Source organism: Pseudomonas sp. BF-RE-25 (assembly GCF_019956105.1).
Taxonomy (GTDB): Bacteria; Pseudomonadota; Gammaproteobacteria; order Pseudomonadales; family Pseudomonadaceae; genus Aquipseudomonas; species Aquipseudomonas migulae.
The window spans coordinates 45,019-60,865 of record NZ_JAHBDB010000003.1 but is presented as its reverse complement, the minus strand read 5'-3'; the positions used below and the strand labels follow the sequence as shown (position 1 = coordinate 60,865).

Below are 15,847 nucleotides of genomic sequence, written 5' to 3'. Positions count from 1 at the left end.
TTGGGAGTGTTAACGACCGGTCGCGCCCTGGAGGAGGCTCTGGGTCTTTTCCTTATGCTTTTTGAGTTGTTTATCCAGCTTGTCGGTCAATGCGTCGATCGCCGCGTACATATCGGTATGTTCCGCGTTGGCGACCACTTCATTGCCGGGAATATGCAGCGTGGCTTCGATTTTCTGCTTCAGCTTTTCGACCGTCATCGTGACCTGCACGTTGGTGATCTTGTCGAAATGCCTCTCTAACCGTTCGAGTTTTTCGCCGATGTAGCTGCGAAGAGGTTCGGTCACTTCCAGTTGGTGTCCACTGATGTTGACTTGCATACAGCTTCTCCTTCGTTGCCAGTGCATAAAGCGGTAGACCAGATGATCTACCACTGGAACGCTGTGGCGTGGCTCTACATCAACCGCTTGCGTTCGCTCGAAGGCGCGATCCCGAGGGATTCGCGGTACTTGGCGACGGTGCGGCGAGCCACCTGAATGCCTTGTGCCTCCAGTAAACCAGCGATCTTGCTGTCACTCAACGGCTTTTTCTGATTTTCCGCGGCAACCAGTTTTTTGATGATCGCGCGGATCGCCGTGGACGAGCATTCACCGCCTTCGGAGGTGCTGACGTGGCTGGAGAAAAAGTATTTCAGCTCATATATGCCCCGGGGGGTATGCATGAATTTTTGTGTGGTCACCCGGGAAATCGTCGACTCGTGCATGCCCACCGCTTCGGCGATGTCATGCAGCACCAGCGGTTTCATCGCTTCGTCGCCGTATTCCAGAAAACCGCGCTGATGCTCGACGATCTGGGTGGCAACTTTCATCAGGGTTTCGTTGCGGCTTTGCAGGCTCTTGATGAACCAGCGGGCCTCTTGCAACTGATTGCGCATGAAGGTGTTGTCGGCACTGGTGTCGGCGCGGCGCACAAAACCGGCGTATTGGGCGTTGACCCGCAGCCGTGGCACCGATTCCTGGTTCAACTCGACCAGCCAGCGCTCGTTGTCCTTGCGCACGATCACGTCGGGGACGACGTACTCGGCTTCGCTGGATTCGATCTGCGAGCCGGGGCGCGGGTTGAGGCTCTGAACCAGTTCGATCACCTGGCGCAGTTCATCTTCCTTGAGCTTCATGCGGCGCATCAGCTGGCTGTAGTCGCGGCTGCCGAGCAGGTCGATGTAATCGGTGACCAGGCGCTTGGCCTCGGCCAGCCAAGGTGTCTTGGCCGGAAGCTGGCGCAATTGCAGCAGCAGGCATTCACCCAGGTTGCGGGCACCGATGCCGGCGGGTTCGAATTGCTGGATGCGATGCAGGACGGCTTCGATTTCGTCCAGTTCGATGTCGAGTTCCGGATCGAAGGCTTCGAGGATTTCCTCAAGGGTTTCGTCCAGGTAGCCCTGATTGTTGATGCAATCGATCAGGGTCACGGCGATCAGGCGATCGGTGTCGGACATCGGCGCCAGGTTCAGTTGCCACAACAGGTGGCTTTGCAGGCTCTCACCGGCGGATGTACGGGTAGTGAAATCCCACTCGTCGTCATCGTTGCTCGGCAGGCTGCTGGCGCTGGTCTGGTAGACGTCTTCCCAGGCGGTGTCGACGGGCAGTTCGTTGGGAATGCGCTCGTTCCAGTCACCTTCCTCGAGGTTGTCCACCGTCGGGGCGGTTTCCTGATAGGAGGGTTCTGAAACGTCGGCGTTGGGTTGCTGTTCGGCTTTGTCGGCCAAGGGGTCGGCGTTATCGAAGTCGTCGCCTTCTTCCTGGCGTTCGAGCATCGGATTGGACTCCAGGGCCTCCTGGATTTCCTGTTGCAGGTCCAGGGTCGACAATTGGAGCAGGCGGATGGCCTGTTGCAGCTGCGGTGTCATCGTCAGCTGCTGGCCCATTCTCAAGACTAGCGATGGTTTCATGGCAGGGGCTAAACACCTTATTCGCCGGCGCACATGCGCCATCCACTACAGGGCGCCGAAGCGCCAAACATAAGCAAATTATATGCCCGAAACCGTAGCGTTTGCCTAGAGCGCTGTAACAATAAAAAAGTATTGATTTTTTATCGAGACAAGCGCTCGGGCAGCCAGCCAGACACCTCTGTGCTTACAGGCGGAACTCATGGCCCAGATAGACTTCTTTCACGAGGTCGTTGGCCAGGATGGTGGCCGAATCACCTTCGGCGATCAGTTGGCCGTCGTTGACGATGTAGGCGGTTTCGCAGATATCCAGCGTCTCACGGACGTTGTGGTCGGTGATCAGCACGCCAATGCCCTTGGCCTTGAGGTGGTAGATGATCTGTTTGATGTCGCCCACCGAAATCGGGTCCACGCCGGCGAACGGTTCGTCGAGGAGGATGAATTTCGGGTTGGTGGCCAGTGCCCGGGCGATTTCCACGCGGCGGCGCTCGCCACCGGACAGGCTCATGCCGAGGCTGTCGCGGATGTGGCTGATGTGGAATTCCTGCAGCAGGCTTTCCAGTTCCTTGCGGCGATCGGCCTTGTCGAGTTCCTTGCGGGTCTCGAGGATCGCCATGATGTTGTCGGCGACCGAGAGTTTGCGGAAGATCGACGCTTCTTGCGGAAGATAGCCGATACCTGCCTTCGCACGACCGTGCATCGGCTGGTGGCTGACGTCCAGATCATCGATCAGTACACGACCCTGATCGGCCTGAACCAGGCCGACAATCATGTAGAAGCAGGTGGTTTTACCGGCGCCGTTAGGGCCAAGCAGGCCGACGATCTGACCGCTGTCGATAGACAGGCTGACGTCGCGCACGACCTGGCGGCTCTTGTAGCTCTTGGCCAAATGCTGAGCTTTCAGAGTTGCCATTACGGGGCCTTTTGCTCGTCGGTTTTCTTTTTCGGCTGGATAACCATGTCGATACGCGGACGCGACTCGGTCACATTGGTGCCCGTGGCTCGGCCTGCGCTGGCAAGCTTTTTGTTGGTGTCGTAGACGATTTTCTCGCCTTGGGTGACGTTACCGTCCTTATCGACAACTTTGGCGCGATCGATCAGCACGACGCGGTCTTGCGAGGCGTGGTACTGGATGGTGACGCCCCAGCCCTGAACCGGCTTGGTGTCGCCCGCCGTTTGCAGTTGTTCGAAATAGGCAAGGTTGCCCACCGAAGTCACCACGTCGATGTCGCCCGCAGGGGTGCGGGTCATGGTCACAGTATTGCCTTTAACGATCATCGAACCTTGGGTGATGATCACGTCACCTTTATAGGTGGCAATACCGTTCTTGTCGTCCAGTTGGGCGTCGTCGGCCTGGATGCGGATCGGCTGCTGTTGATCGTTCGGCAGAGCCCAGGCGCTCACGCTTCCCAGTGCTGCGCTCAGACCGAGCAAAATAGGGAGAGTTTTAACGAGCCTCATACTGTCCTCTTACGTTCGATAGCAGGTGTATCCTGCTTTCTTTCAAATACGCTTTCATTCCCTTGCCAGTCGATACACCGCCAGCGCCGTCGATTCTAACGGGTTGCTCGGTCTGCGCATATTGCTGTTGCGGGAACACGGTCATACGGGTGGTGGTAATCAGGGTCTTACGGTTTTTCTCGTCGAAACGCGTGATGCGCACCGAGTCGATCAGTTCGACCTGGGTGCCGTCCGGGTTGACCTCGCCGTGTTCGCTCTGGACATGCCAAGGGAACTGGGTGCCGCGGAACAGGTTCAGGTCGGGATTGGTCAGCAGCGTCACTTCGGTCGCCTTCAGGTGTTCAACCTTGTCGGACGTCATTTCGTATTGCAGTTTGCCATCCGGCAGGAACTGGACGCTGTGCGCGTTGATCGCGTAGTAGTCGATTTCGCTTTCATCGACCTTTGCCACAGGCTTGTCGAGGAAGCGTTCCGGGCTGATGTTCCAGTAGCCGACCGCAGCAAATATCGCTGCGATGCAACCGAACATCAGGATGTTGCGAAATTTCTTGCTCAGCATAGTTGGCTCACAGGTACGCGGCGTTGGCCGCATCGAGGCGGCCCTGGGCGCGCAGGATCAATTCGCAGAATTCGCGAGCGGCACCCTCGCCACCACGGGCCTGGGTGATGCCGTGGGCGTGTTCACGCACGAAGCTGGCGGCATTGGCCACCGCCATGCCCAGGCCAACGCGGCGGATCACCGGCAGGTCTGGCAGGTCGTCGCCGAGGTAGGCGACTTGTTCATAGCTTAGATTGAGCTGTGCGAGAAGCTCGTCAAGCACCACCAGTTTATCTTCACGGCCCTGATAAAGGTGGGGAATACCGAGGTTCTTCGCCCGTCGCTCGACCACCGGGGTCTTGCGGCCGCTGATGATAGCCGTCTGTACGCCCGCTGCCATCAACATCTTGATGCCCTGGCCGTCGAGCGTATTGAATGTCTTGAATTCGCTGCCGTCTTCAAGGAAGTACAGGCGTCCGTCGGTCAGGACGCCGTCGACGTCGAATACCGCCAGTTTGATCTCTTTGCCGCGTTGCAGCAGGTCCGTGCTCATTACATTACTCCCGCACGCAGCAAATCGTGCATGTTCAAGGCGCCGACCGGGCGGTCTTCGCTATCGACCACGACCAGCGCGTTGATTTTATGGTCTTCCATGATTTTCAGAGCCTCGGCCGCGAGCATCTCGGCGCGGGCGGTCTTGCCGTGGGCGGTCATGACCTGGTCGATCGTCGCGCTGTGGATGTCGATGCTGCGATCCAGGGTGCGGCGCAAATCGCCGTCGGTGAAGATCCCGGCGAGTTTGCCGTCGGCTTCCAGGATCACGGTCATGCCCAGACCCTTGCGGGTCATTTCCATCAGCGCGTCTTTGAGCAAGGTGCCGCGCTGGACTTGCGGCAGCTCCTGCCCGGCGTGCATGACGTTTTCCACTTTCAACAGCAGGCGTCGGCCCAGCGCGCCACCAGGGTGGGAAAAGGCGAAGTCTTCAGCAGTAAAGCCGCGGGCTTCCAGCAGCGCAACGGCCAGGGCGTCGCCCATGACCAGCGCCGCGGTGGTCGACGATGTCGGCGCCAGGTTCAGCGGGCAGGCTTCATGCTCGACGTGCACGTTGAGGTTGACCTCGGCGGCCTTGGCCAGCGGTGAGTCGGGGTTGCCGGTCACGCTGATCAGTTTGATGCCCAGGCGCTTGATCAGCGGCAGCAGGGTCACGATTTCGTTGGTGGAACCGGAGTTCGACAGGGCCAGGATGATGTCATCGCGGGTAATCATGCCCATGTCGCCGTGACTGGCTTCGGCCGGGTGCACGAAGAATGCGGTGGTGCCGGTGCTGGCCAGGGTGGCCGCGATCTTGTTGCCGATGTGCCCTGATTTGCCCATGCCGACCACGACTACGCGGCCTTTGCTGGCCAGAATCATCTCGCAAGCGCGTACGAAATCTGCGTCGATGTGGGGTAGTAAGCCTTCTACGGCTTCCAGTTCGAGGCGGATGGTGCGTTGTGCTGATTGAATCAGGTCGCTGGATTGGCTCATGTCAGAAATCGTATAGCCTGATGAAAAGGCGGCGATTATAGCGGTAATGATCGAAACCCTCACGCAAGTTCGTCGCGCTTTGTCATTCCCTGTTACCGAAACCCTCCGAGTGAAAGCTTTTTGCCTGTCATGTTGCTGAACATGGCCCGGCTTGGCGCTTGGGCGCTTGGCCTTTGCAGTGATATAGTTCGCCGCCAGTTCGGCCTGCCCGGGAGGTATGTGCTTTCGTCAGAAAGTCAGGCGTCCGAGTGAGAGGCTGCATCGCAAGGAGTTTAGATGAGTGCCGATAACGCCTACGCGGTCGAGCTGAAGGGACTGACCTTCAAGCGCGGTTCGCGCAGCATTTTCAATAACGTCGATATCCGTATTCCACGCGGCAAGGTCACCGGCATCATGGGACCTTCCGGGTGTGGCAAGACCACATTGCTGCGTTTGATGGGCGCACAGCTGCGTCCCACCAAGGGCGAAGTCTGGGTCAACGGTCAAAACCTGCCGAAGCTGTCGCGCAGCGATTTGTTCGACGCGCGCAAGCACATGGGCGTGCTGTTTCAGAGCGGCGCACTGTTTACCGATCTCGATGTGTTCGAGAATGTCGCCTTTCCGCTTCGCGTTCATACCGAGCTTCCGGAAGAAATGATCCGGGACATCGTCCTGCTCAAATTGCAGGCGGTGGGCCTGCGTGGCGCCATCGACCTGATGCCCGAGGAGCTGTCCGGCGGCATGAAGCGTCGTGTGGCGCTGGCCCGGGCAATTGCTCTCGATCCGCAGATTCTCATGTATGACGAACCCTTCGTCGGTCAGGACCCGATCGCCATGGGCGTCCTGGTGCGCCTGATCCGCCTGCTCAACGACGCGCTGGGCATCACCAGCATCGTGGTCTCCCACGATCTGGCCGAGACGGCGAGCATCGCCGACTACATCTATGTGGTCGGCGAAGGCCAGGTGTTGGGGCAGGGCACGCCTGAGGAACTGATGAACTCGCAGGAGCCGCGAATTCGCCAATTCATGACCGGTGAACCCGACGGCCCGGTGGCGTACCACTTTCCAGCGACGGATTACCGCGCAGATCTTCTGGGGAAGCGTTGATGCGCAAGATTTCACTATTGGAGCGCGTGCGCCGGTTCGGCCACTCCGGCATCGATGTGCTGGCGGTGTTCGGTCGTTCGACGATCTTCCTGTTTCATGCCTTGCTCGGCCGTGGCGGTATCGGCGGCGGGTTCGGGCTGCTCATCAAGCAATTGCATTCGGTGGGCGTGATGTCCCTGGTGATCATCGTGGTCTCCGGGGTGTTCATCGGCATGGTGCTGGCACTGCAGGGGTTCAACATCCTGTCCAGCTATGGTTCGGAGCAGGCGGTCGGGCAGATGGTTGCGCTGACGTTGCTGCGTGAACTGGGCCCCGTGGTCACGGCGTTGTTGTTCGCCGGGCGCGCCGGTTCGGCCCTGACGGCTGAAATCGGCAACATGAAGTCCACCGAGCAGTTGTCCAGTCTGGAAATGATTGGTGTCGACCCGCTCAAGTACATCATTGCCCCGCGCCTGTGGGCCGGCTTCATTTCCCTGCCGGTGCTGGCGATGATTTTCAGCGTGGTGGGTATCTGGGGCGGTTCGTGGGTGGCCGTCGACTGGCTGGGTGTCTATGAAGGTTCCTACTGGTCGAACATGCAAAACAGCGTGACCTTTGCCGACGATGTGCTGAACGGCATCATCAAAAGCATTGTCTTCGCTTTTGTCGTGACCTGGATCGCCGTATTCCAAGGCTATGACTGCGAGCCCACATCCGAGGGGATCAGTCGTGCCACTACCAAGACCGTTGTGTACGCCTCGTTGGCGGTACTCGGCCTGGACTTTATTCTGACCGCCTTGATGTTTGGAGATTTCTGATGCAAAACCGCACCCTGGAAATCGGTGTCGGCCTTTTCTTGCTGGCTGGCATCCTGGCTTTGCTGTTGCTGGCGTTGCGGGTGAGTGGCCTGTCCCCGAGCGCAACCAACGATACTTATAAACTTTATGCGTATTTCGACAATATCGCCGGTTTGACAGTCAGAGCTAAAGTGACCATGGCCGGTGTGACCATCGGCAAGGTCACGGCGATCGATCTGGACCGCGACAGTTTCACCGGTCGAGTGACGATGCAGCTGGAAAAGCGCGTAGATAACCTGCCGAATGACTCCACTGCATCTATCCTGACTGCTGGCCTGTTGGGCGAGAAGTACATCGGTATCAGCGTGGGCGGCGAAGAAGCCCTGCTCAAGGATGGTGGAACCATCCATGACACCCAGTCGTCGCTGGTGCTCGAGGACCTGATCGGTAAATTCCTGCTCAATACCGTTAGCAAAGACGCCAAATGAGGAGCTTTTGAATGATCTCTACCTTGCGACGTGGCCTGTTGGTATTACTCGCGGCCCTGCCGTTGATGGCTAACGCCGTGGCGGCGCCTTCCGCGCACGAACTGGTACAAGACACCACGACCCGGTTGCTGGCGGATCTGTCGGCCAACAAAGAGAAATACAAGCAGGACCCGCAGGACTTTTACACGGCGCTGAACACCATCGTCGGGCCTGTGGTAGATGCCGAGGGCATTTCCAAGAGCATCATGACGGTCAAATATTCGCGCAAGGCCACGCCGGCGCAAATGAAGACCTTTGAAGAAAACTTCAAGAAAGGCCTGTTCCAGTTCTATGGCAACGCCTTGCTCGAGTACAACAACCAGGGCATCGTCGTCGACCCTGCCAAGGATGAGTCGGGAGACCGCACCAGCGTTGGCATGACGGTCAAAGGCAGCAACGGCGCGATCTATCCTGTGTCCTACACGCTCGAGAAGATCAACGGCGAGTGGAAGCTGCGTAACGTGATCATCAACGGCATCAACATCGGCAAGCTGTTCCGCGACCAATTCGCCGATGCGATGCAGCGCAATGGCAACGACCTGGACAAGACCATCAATGGTTGGGCCGGTGAAGTCGCCAAGGCCAAGGAAGCCAGCCAGAAGCAATCCACCGAGCAGCAAGCCCAATGAGTGTATCGGCCATTCGCATGAACGAATCCGGTGAACTGATGCTCAGCGGCATGCTGGACTACCTGACCGGTCCGGGCCTGCGCAAGCAGGGCCAGGCGCTGATCAAGGCCAGCAAGGCCACTGCATTGGTGGTGGACTGCTCGGCGGTGTTGAAATCCAGCAGCGTCGGCTTGTCGTTGCTGCTGTGTTTCATGCGGGATGCGCACGAGGCCGGCAAGTCGCTGAGCATCCGCGCGATGCCCGAAGACATGCGCGAAATCGCTCAGGTCAGCGAAATGACCGAGCTGTTGGCGCATCCCTAACCGCATCGACAGAGAAGCCCCCCGTCAGAGTCCTGCTTCGCGGGGTTCGCAGGCGCGGGGCTTTTTTGTATGATGTCCGACCCGCGCGCACAGGGCGCCGATTGAGGTTGAGCATGCAGGCCGTAGAAGTGAAGAGCTTCCTTGAAGGAAAGCTGCCGAACACCAAGGTGGAAGTTGAAGGCGAAGGCTGCAATTTCCAGCTGAATGTGATTAGCGATGAACTGGCGGCGTTGAGCCCGGTGAAGCGTCAGCAGCAGGTCTATGCCCATTTGAACCCATGGATCACCGATGGCAGCATCCATGCGGTCACTATGAAATTTTTCAGCAGCGCGGCCTGGGCCGAGCGCACCTGAGCCCAAGGGCGTCGAGATTCTTATGGATAAATTGATTATTACCGGTGGCGCTCGTCTTGATGGCGAGATCCGCATTTCCGGGGCAAAGAACTCTGCCCTGCCGATCCTGGCTGCAACTTTGCTGTGCGATGGCCCGGTTACCGTTGCCAACCTGCCGCACCTGCACGACATCACCACCATGATCGAGCTGTTCGGTCGCATGGGCATCGAGCCGGTGATCGACGAGAAACTCAGCGTCGAAATCGACCCGCGCACCATCAAGACCCTGATCGCTCCGTACGAACTGGTGAAAACCATGCGTGCGTCGATCCTGGTACTGGGCCCGATGGTTGCCCGTTTCGGTGAAGCCGAAGTCGCACTGCCTGGCGGTTGCGCCATCGGTTCGCGTCCGGTGGACCTGCACATCCGTGGTCTTGAAGCCATGGGCGCGGTCATCGATGTCGAAGGCGGCTACATCAAGGCCAAGGCGCCTGAAGGCGGCCTGCGTGGCGCGCACTTCTTCTTCGACACCGTCAGTGTGACCGGTACCGAAAACATCATGATGGCCGCTGCCCTGGCCAAGGGCCGCAGCGTGCTGGCCAACGCCGCGCGTGAGCCTGAAGTGGTCGACCTGGCGAACTTCTTGATCGCCATGGGCGCCAAGATCTCTGGCGCCGGCACCGACACCATCACCATCGATGGCGTCGAGCGTCTGCACACCACCACTTACAAAGTGATGCCGGACCGTATCGAAACCGGTACCTACCTGGTTGCCGCCGCCGTGACCGGCGGTCGTGTGAAGGTCAAGGACACCGATCCGACCATCCTCGAAGCCGTCCTGGAAAAACTCCGTGAGTCGGGTGCCGAAATCAACTGCGGCGAAGACTGGATCGAGCTGAACATGCACGGCAAGCGGCCAAAAGCCGTCAACGTGCGCACCGCTCCATACCCGGCGTTCCCGACTGACATGCAGGCGCAGTTCATCTCGCTCAACGCCATTGCCGAAGGCACCGGTGCCGTGATCGAGACGATCTTCGAAAACCGCTTCATGCACGTTTACGAACTGCACCGCATGGGCGCCAAGATCCAGGTCGAAGGCAACACCGCCATTGTCACCGGTACCGAGAAGCTGAAAGGCGCGCCAGTGATGGCCACCGACCTGCGTGCTTCGGCCAGCCTGGTGATCTCGGCGCTGATCGCTGAAGGTGACACCCTGATCGACCGCATCTACCACATCGACCGTGGTTACGAGTGCATCGAAGAGAAACTGCAGATGCTCGGCGCCAAGATCCGCCGCGTACCGGGCTAGTTTTTTGCTACATGGGCATAAGGATGTGCCCGTTGAATTCGTTTCAAGTCGAGGGTACTTCACCCTCGATGTGTGTCCGGCGCCGTTTGTGACCGGGCACGTACCTTGATAAGGACTGACGTTTCCCATGTTGACCATCGCACTGTCCAAGGGCCGCATCCTTGACGACACCCTGCCGCTTCTGGCTGAAGCGGGCATCGTGCCGACCGAGAATCCGGACAAGAGCCGCAAGCTGATCATCCCCACGACCCAGGAAGATGTACGCCTGCTGATCGTGCGCGCCACCGATGTGCCGACCTATGTCGAGCATGGTGCCGCTGACCTGGGCGTCGCCGGTAAAGATGTGTTGATGGAATATGGCGGCCAGGGCTTGTACGAGCCACTGGACCTGCGTATTGCCCTCTGCAAGCTGATGACCGCTGGCCGAGTCGGTGACGTCGAGCCCAAGGGCCGTTTGCGGGTGGCGACCAAGTTCGTCAACGTTGCCAAGCGTTACTACGCCGAGCAGGGCCGTCAGGTCGACATCATCAAGCTGTACGGCTCGATGGAACTGGCGCCGCTGATCGGTCTGGCGGACAAGATCATCGACGTGGTCGACACCGGCAACACCCTGCGCGCCAATGGCCTGGAACCCCAGGATTTCATTGCCGACATCAGCTCCCGGCTGATCGTCAACAAAGCTTCGATGAAAATGCAGCACGCCCGTATCCAGGCGTTGATCGACACCCTGCGCAAGGCAGTGGAGTCTCGACACCGCGGCTGATTCACCTGTGCGACCTTGAGTCGCGCCCGTCTATCCGCCTCATAGCCAGAATCTCAGGTGCCCAAGCGGAAACGACTGCTAAGTTAGGGCGCCTGAGTTTTTGCCATTCCTATGAGGCTCTCGCTATGACCGCACCGACTGCAATTCGCCGACTCAACGCTGCTGACCCGGATTTCGCACATCATCTGGATCATCTGCTGAGCTGGGAAAGTGTGTCTGACGACTCGGTCAATCAGCGGGTGCTGGACATCATCAAAGCCGTGCGCGAGCGTGGTGATGCGGCGCTGGTGGAATTCACCCAGAAGTTCGACGGCCTGGAAGTCGCCTCGATGGCCGACCTGATCCTGCCGCGCGAGCGCCTGGAACTGGCGCTGACCCGCATCACCGTGCCGCAACGTGAAGCGCTGGAAAAAGCCGCGGCCCGCGTGCGCAGCTACCACGAAAAGCAGAAACAGGATTCCTGGAGCTACACCGAGGCCGATGGCACCGTGCTGGGCCAGAAGGTCACGCCGCTGGATCGCGCCGGTCTTTATGTCCCGGGCGGCAAAGCGTCGTACCCGTCGTCCGTACTGATGAATGCGATCCCGGCCAAAGTGGCGGGCGTGACCGAAGTGGTCATGGTGGTGCCGACCCCACGTGGTGAAATCAACGAGCTGGTATTGGCCGCAGCGTGCATCGCTGGCGTCGATCGTGTCTTCACTATTGGCGGTGCGCAAGCCGTTGCCGCGTTGGCTTATGGCACCGAAAGCGTGCCGAAGGTCGACAAGGTGGTCGGCCCGGGCAACATCTATGTCGCCACCGCCAAGCGTCACGTGTTCGGCCAGGTCGGCATCGACATGATCGCCGGCCCGTCGGAAATCCTCGTTGTGTGCGACGGCCAGACCGATCCGGACTGGATCGCCATGGACCTGTTCTCCCAGGCCGAGCACGACGAAGACGCCCAGGCGATTCTGGTCAGCCCGGACGCCGGGTTCCTCGACAAGGTCGCCGCCAGCATCGCCAAACTGCTGCCGACCATGGAGCGCGCCGAGATCATCGAAACCTCGATCAATGGCCGTGGGGCGCTGATCCAGGTTCGCGATATGGAACAAGCCATCGAAGTGGCCAACCGCATTGCGCCGGAGCACCTGGAGTTGTCGGTCGCCGATCCACAAGCGTGGTTGCCGCAGATCCGTCACGCCGGCGCAATCTTCATGGGCCGTCACACCTCCGAAGCCTTGGGCGACTACTGCGCCGGCCCGAACCACGTGCTGCCGACCTCCGGCACTGCTCGTTTCTCGTCGCCGCTGGGCGTGTACGACTTCCAGAAACGCTCGTCGATCATCTTCTGCTCCGAGCAGGGTGCGTCGGAACTGGGCAAGACCGCTTCCGTGCTGGCCCGTGGCGAGTCGCTGACCGCCCACGCCCGCAGCGCCGAATACCGCATCATCGACGATAAGCAGGGGAACTGAGATGAGTAAATTCTGGAGCCCGTTCGTCAAGAACCTGGTGCCTTACGTGCCGGGCGAGCAGCCGAAACTGGCGAAACTGGTGAAGCTCAACACCAACGAAAACCCGTACGGCCCATCGCCAAAAGCCCTGGCGGCGATGCAGACCGAGCTCAACGACGACCTGCGTTTGTACCCGGATCCGAACAGCGACTTGTTGAAGAACGCTGTCGCCAAGTACTACGGCGTGCAAAGCAATCAGGTGTTCCTCGGCAACGGTTCCGATGAAGTCCTGGCGCACATCTTTCACGGTTTGCTGCAACACGATCAGCCGGTGCTGTTCCCGGACATCAGCTACAGCTTCTACCCGGTCTACTGCGGGTTGTATGGCATCACGTTCGACGCGGTGCCGCTGGACGAACAGTTCCAGATCAACCCGGCGGATTACGCCAAACCGAACGGCGGGATCATCTTCCCGAACCCGAACGCGCCGACCGGTTGCCTGTTGGCGCTGGACGCGGTTGAGCAGATCCTCAAGGCCAGCCCGGGTTCGGTGGTCGTGGTGGATGAGGCTTACATCGACTTCGGTGGCGAGACGGCGATCAGTCTGGTGGACCGTTATCCGAATTTGCTGGTCACCCAGACGTTGTCCAAGTCCCGTTCGCTGGCCGGCCTGCGGGTCGGTCTGGCGGTGGGGCATCCGGACCTGATCGAGGCGCTGGAGCGGATCAAGAACAGCTTCAACTCTTATCCGCTGGATCGCCTGGCGAACGTCGGCGCAGCCGCCGCGTTCGAAGACCGCGAGTACTTCGACAAGACCTGCGGGTTGGTGATCGAGAATCGCGAGAAGGTCGTTGCGCAACTGCAAGCCAAGGGCTTTGAAGTGCTGCCGTCAGCGGCGAACTTCATCTTCGCCCGGCATCCGCAACACGATGCGGCGGGGCTGGCAGCGAAGTTGCGCGAGCAAGGCGTGATCGTCCGGCACTTCAAGCAGGAGCGCATTGCGCAGTTCCTGCGGATTTCGATTGGCACGCCTGAACAGAATCAGGCACTGATCGACGGCCTCGGCGAGCTCTGAAACATCCACCAATCCTGTGGGAGCGGGCTTGCTCGCGAATACGGTTTTCCATTCAGCAGAGATGTTGGCTGATGAACCGCTTTCGCGAGCAAGCCCGCTCCCACAGTGGTTTTGTGTTGCGGTTTACTGTTCTTCTTTCTCTTTGACCGGCGCCGGTGGCGGGCGCAAGCCGATTTCTGCGGTGAGCTTCAGTTCCTTGCCGTTGCGCATCACCTGAACCGTGACTTTGTCGGTTGGTTTGATCCGCGCGACCTGGTTCATCGAGCGGCGACCATCACCGGCCGGTTCGCCGTCGATGGTGAGAATCACATCACCCAATTGCAGGCCGGCCTTCTGCGCCGGGCCGTCACGGAAAATCCCCGCGACCACAATGCCCGGACGTCCCGACAGACCATACGACTCCGCCAGTTCCTGGCTCAACGGCTGCACTTCGATACCGAGCCAGCCGCGAATCACCTGGCCGTGTTCGATGATCGACTTCATCACTTCCATCGCCAGTTTGACCGGGATCGCGAAACCGATGCCTTGCGAACCGCCGGACTTGGAGAAGATCGCCGTGTTGATCCCGGTCAGGTTGCCATTGGCATCCACCAGCGCACCGCCGGAGTTGCCGGGGTTGATCGCGGCGTCGGTCTGGATGAAATCTTCGTAGTTGTTCAGGCCCAGCTGGTTACGGCCGGTGGCGCTGATGATGCCCATGGTCACGGTCTGGCCGACGCCGAACGGGTTGCCGATGGCCAGCGCGACGTCGCCGATGCGGATGTTGTCGGAGCGGCCGACGGTGATCGACGGCAGGTTTTTCAGATCGATCTTCAGGACCGCGAGGTCGGTTTCCGGGTCGCTGCCGATGACGCGGGCCAGGGTTTCACGCCCGTCCTTCAGCGCGACGACAATCTGGTCGGCACCGCTGGTCACGTGGTTGTTGGTCAGCAGGTAGCCTTCCGGGCTCATGATCACGCCGGAGCCGAGGCTCGATTCCATGCGTTTCTGCTTGGGCGCGTTGTCGCCGAAGAAGCGGCGGAACTGCGGGTCTTCGAACAGCGGATGGTTCGGCTTGTTGATGACTTTGGTGGTGTACAGGTTCACCACCGACGGCGCAGCGGTGGTGACTGCGTCGGCATAGGACACCGGACCTTGCTGCATGGTGGTGGTTTGCGGGGCTTGCTGCAGGTTGACGTCGAGGCTTGGAAGCCCGACCCACTGCGGGTAACGCTGGATGATCAATAGAGCGATAAGCACGCCGGCCAACAGCGGCCAGCCGGAAAAACGCAGCGCCTTGAGCATTAAGCACGTCCTGAGAGGTTGCAGGCGGTTAGAGACCGCCCATAATGTTGCGCATTATACGAGGCCGCGCGTGCCTCTGAACGGGATATTTAGGAGTCTTTTATGGCCGTCGCCCTGAGCACCCTGGTCGAAGAAGCCGACCGTTATCTGAACAGTGCAAAGATTGCCGATTATTGCCCCAACGGGTTACAGGTCGAAGGCCGGCCGCAGGTGATGCGCATCGTCAGTGGCGTCACGGCCAGTCAGGCGTTGCTGGATGCCGCCGTCGAAGCGCAGGCCGATCTGGTGCTGGTGCATCACGGTTACTTCTGGAAGGGCGAGAACCCGTGCATCACCGGCATGAAGCAGCGTCGGTTGAAAACCCTGCTCAAGCACGACATCAGCCTGCTGTCCTATCACTTGCCGCTGGACCTGCACCCGGAAGTCGGTAACAACGTGCAGCTCGCCCGTCAGTTGGACATCACCGTCGAAGGGCCGTTGGATCCGGATAACCTGAAGATTGTCGGTCTGGTCGGCTCGTTGAACGAACCGGTGACGCCGCGTGATTTCGCTCGCCGCGTGCAGGAAGTCATGGGCCGCGAGCCGTTGCTGATTGAAGGCAGCGAGATGATTCGTCGGGTCGGCTGGTGCACCGGTGGCGGCCAGGGGTATATCGATCAGGCGGTCTTGGCGGGCGTCGATCTGTACCTCAGCGGCGAGGCGTCCGAGCAAACCTTCCACAGCGCCCGGGAAAACGACATCAGTTTCATCGCCGCCGGTCACCACGCCACCGAGCGTTATGGTGTGCAGGCGCTGGGGGATTACCTGGCGCGACGGTTTGCGCTGGAGCACATCTTCATCGATTGCCCGAATCCCATCTGAATCACCGCTTATCAAATGTGGGAGCGGGCTTGCTCGCGAAGGCGTACTGACATTCAACATTAAC

At 59.6% G+C, this 15,847-nt stretch carries 19 protein-coding genes; 11 read left to right on the top strand and 8 right to left on the bottom strand.

The genetic code is table 11. From position 1 onward, the window contains the following. Window positions 1–9: 9 nt before the first annotated feature. The 7 genes from hpf to KGB24_RS01555 all read right to left on the bottom strand — a co-directional run bounded on the left by hpf (window position 10) and on the right by KGB24_RS01555 (window position 5,409). A complete protein-coding gene (hpf, locus tag KGB24_RS01585; RefSeq protein WP_008018717.1) occupies window positions 10–318 on the bottom strand; it encodes a ribosome hibernation-promoting factor, HPF/YfiA family in 309 nt (102 codons plus the stop codon). Window positions 319–392: 74 nt separating this feature from the next. Next, window positions 393–1,886 carry an RNA polymerase factor sigma-54 gene (locus KGB24_RS01580; RefSeq protein ID WP_032828652.1) on the bottom strand — a complete coding sequence of 498 codons (1,494 nt, stop codon included), beginning with the start codon at window positions 1,884–1,886 and terminating at the stop codon, window positions 393–395. Window positions 1,887–2,070: 184 nt separating this feature from the next. Further along, on the bottom strand, window positions 2,071–2,796 hold the full coding sequence (lptB, locus tag KGB24_RS01575; RefSeq protein WP_008026918.1) for an LPS export ABC transporter ATP-binding protein: 726 nt from the start codon (window positions 2,794–2,796) through the stop codon (window positions 2,071–2,073). After that, window positions 2,796–3,344: a lipopolysaccharide transport periplasmic protein LptA gene (gene lptA / locus KGB24_RS01570; protein ID WP_008026920.1), complete on the bottom strand. Its 549-nt coding sequence runs from the start codon at window positions 3,342–3,344 to the stop codon at window positions 2,796–2,798. Before lptA ends, lptB begins: the two co-directional genes overlap by 1 nt. Beyond that, on the bottom strand, window positions 3,331–3,903 hold the full coding sequence (gene lptC / locus KGB24_RS01565) for an LPS export ABC transporter periplasmic protein LptC (RefSeq protein WP_008026921.1): 573 nt from the start codon (window positions 3,901–3,903) through the stop codon (window positions 3,331–3,333). The genes lptA and lptC overlap by 14 nt, the downstream gene beginning before the upstream one ends. A gap of 7 nt (window positions 3,904–3,910) precedes the next feature. After that, entirely contained in the window at window positions 3,911–4,435 is a 525-nt protein-coding gene (locus tag KGB24_RS01560) for a KdsC family phosphatase (protein WP_008026922.1), read from the bottom strand. Further along, entirely contained in the window at window positions 4,435–5,409 is a 975-nt protein-coding gene (locus KGB24_RS01555) for a KpsF/GutQ family sugar-phosphate isomerase (RefSeq protein ID WP_008026924.1), read from the bottom strand. Before KGB24_RS01555 ends, KGB24_RS01560 begins: the two co-directional genes overlap by 1 nt. A 276-nt stretch (window positions 5,410–5,685) precedes the next feature. On the opposite strand from KGB24_RS01555, the gene KGB24_RS01550 reads away from it, so the two are divergent. From KGB24_RS01550 to hisC, 10 genes are all read left to right on the top strand, one after another. Further along, window positions 5,686–6,495, top strand: a complete 810-nt coding sequence (locus KGB24_RS01550) for an ATP-binding cassette domain-containing protein (protein WP_008026926.1) — start codon at window positions 5,686–5,688, stop codon at window positions 6,493–6,495. Beyond that, window positions 6,495–7,292, top strand: coding sequence for a lipid asymmetry maintenance ABC transporter permease subunit MlaE (gene mlaE, locus KGB24_RS01545; RefSeq protein ID WP_008026928.1), 798 nt, complete (start codon window positions 6,495–6,497; stop codon window positions 7,290–7,292). Before KGB24_RS01550 ends, mlaE begins: the two co-directional genes overlap by 1 nt. Further along, window positions 7,292–7,759: an outer membrane lipid asymmetry maintenance protein MlaD gene (mlaD, locus tag KGB24_RS01540; RefSeq protein WP_008026930.1), complete on the top strand. Its 468-nt coding sequence runs from the start codon at window positions 7,292–7,294 to the stop codon at window positions 7,757–7,759. The genes mlaE and mlaD overlap by 1 nt, the downstream gene beginning before the upstream one ends. Window positions 7,760–7,770: 11 nt before the next feature. Next, window positions 7,771–8,427, top strand: a complete 657-nt coding sequence (locus KGB24_RS01535; RefSeq protein WP_008026933.1) for a phospholipid-binding protein MlaC — start codon at window positions 7,771–7,773, stop codon at window positions 8,425–8,427. Further along, window positions 8,424–8,729, top strand: a complete 306-nt coding sequence (locus tag KGB24_RS01530; protein WP_008026936.1) for a lipid asymmetry maintenance protein MlaB — start codon at window positions 8,424–8,426, stop codon at window positions 8,727–8,729. The genes KGB24_RS01535 and KGB24_RS01530 overlap by 4 nt, the downstream gene beginning before the upstream one ends. 113 nt (window positions 8,730–8,842) lie before the next feature. Next, complete coding sequence (locus tag KGB24_RS01525) at window positions 8,843–9,082, top strand: BolA family protein (protein WP_007901566.1); 240 nt, start codon at window positions 8,843–8,845, stop codon at window positions 9,080–9,082. Window positions 9,083–9,104: 22 nt separating this feature from the next. Beyond that, the gene (gene murA, locus KGB24_RS01520) at window positions 9,105–10,370 is read left to right on the top strand and encodes a UDP-N-acetylglucosamine 1-carboxyvinyltransferase (RefSeq protein ID WP_008026938.1); all 1,266 of its coding nucleotides are present in this window, start codon (window positions 9,105–9,107) and stop codon (window positions 10,368–10,370) included. Window positions 10,371–10,497: 127 nt separating this feature from the next. Then, a complete protein-coding gene (gene hisG / locus KGB24_RS01515) occupies window positions 10,498–11,133 on the top strand; it encodes an ATP phosphoribosyltransferase (RefSeq protein ID WP_008026940.1) in 636 nt (211 codons plus the stop codon). A 125-nt stretch (window positions 11,134–11,258) separates the two neighbouring features. After that, window positions 11,259–12,584: a histidinol dehydrogenase gene (hisD, locus tag KGB24_RS01510; RefSeq protein WP_008026941.1), complete on the top strand. Its 1,326-nt coding sequence runs from the start codon at window positions 11,259–11,261 to the stop codon at window positions 12,582–12,584. 1 nt (window position 12,585) lies between these two features. After that, the gene (gene hisC / locus KGB24_RS01505) at window positions 12,586–13,638 is read left to right on the top strand and encodes a histidinol-phosphate transaminase (protein ID WP_223415024.1); all 1,053 of its coding nucleotides are present in this window, start codon (window positions 12,586–12,588) and stop codon (window positions 13,636–13,638) included. A 123-nt stretch (window positions 13,639–13,761) separates the two neighbouring features. Here the strand turns inward: hisC and algW are convergent, their stop codons facing one another. Beyond that, entirely contained in the window at window positions 13,762–14,922 is a 1,161-nt protein-coding gene (gene algW / locus KGB24_RS01500; protein ID WP_008026944.1) for a Do family serine endopeptidase AlgW, read from the bottom strand. Window positions 14,923–15,024: 102 nt separating this feature from the next. Between algW and KGB24_RS01495 the strand changes: the two genes are divergently transcribed. Continuing rightward, complete coding sequence (locus KGB24_RS01495; RefSeq protein WP_008037366.1) at window positions 15,025–15,783, top strand: Nif3-like dinuclear metal center hexameric protein; 759 nt, start codon at window positions 15,025–15,027, stop codon at window positions 15,781–15,783. Window positions 15,784–15,847 lie beyond the last annotated feature (64 nt).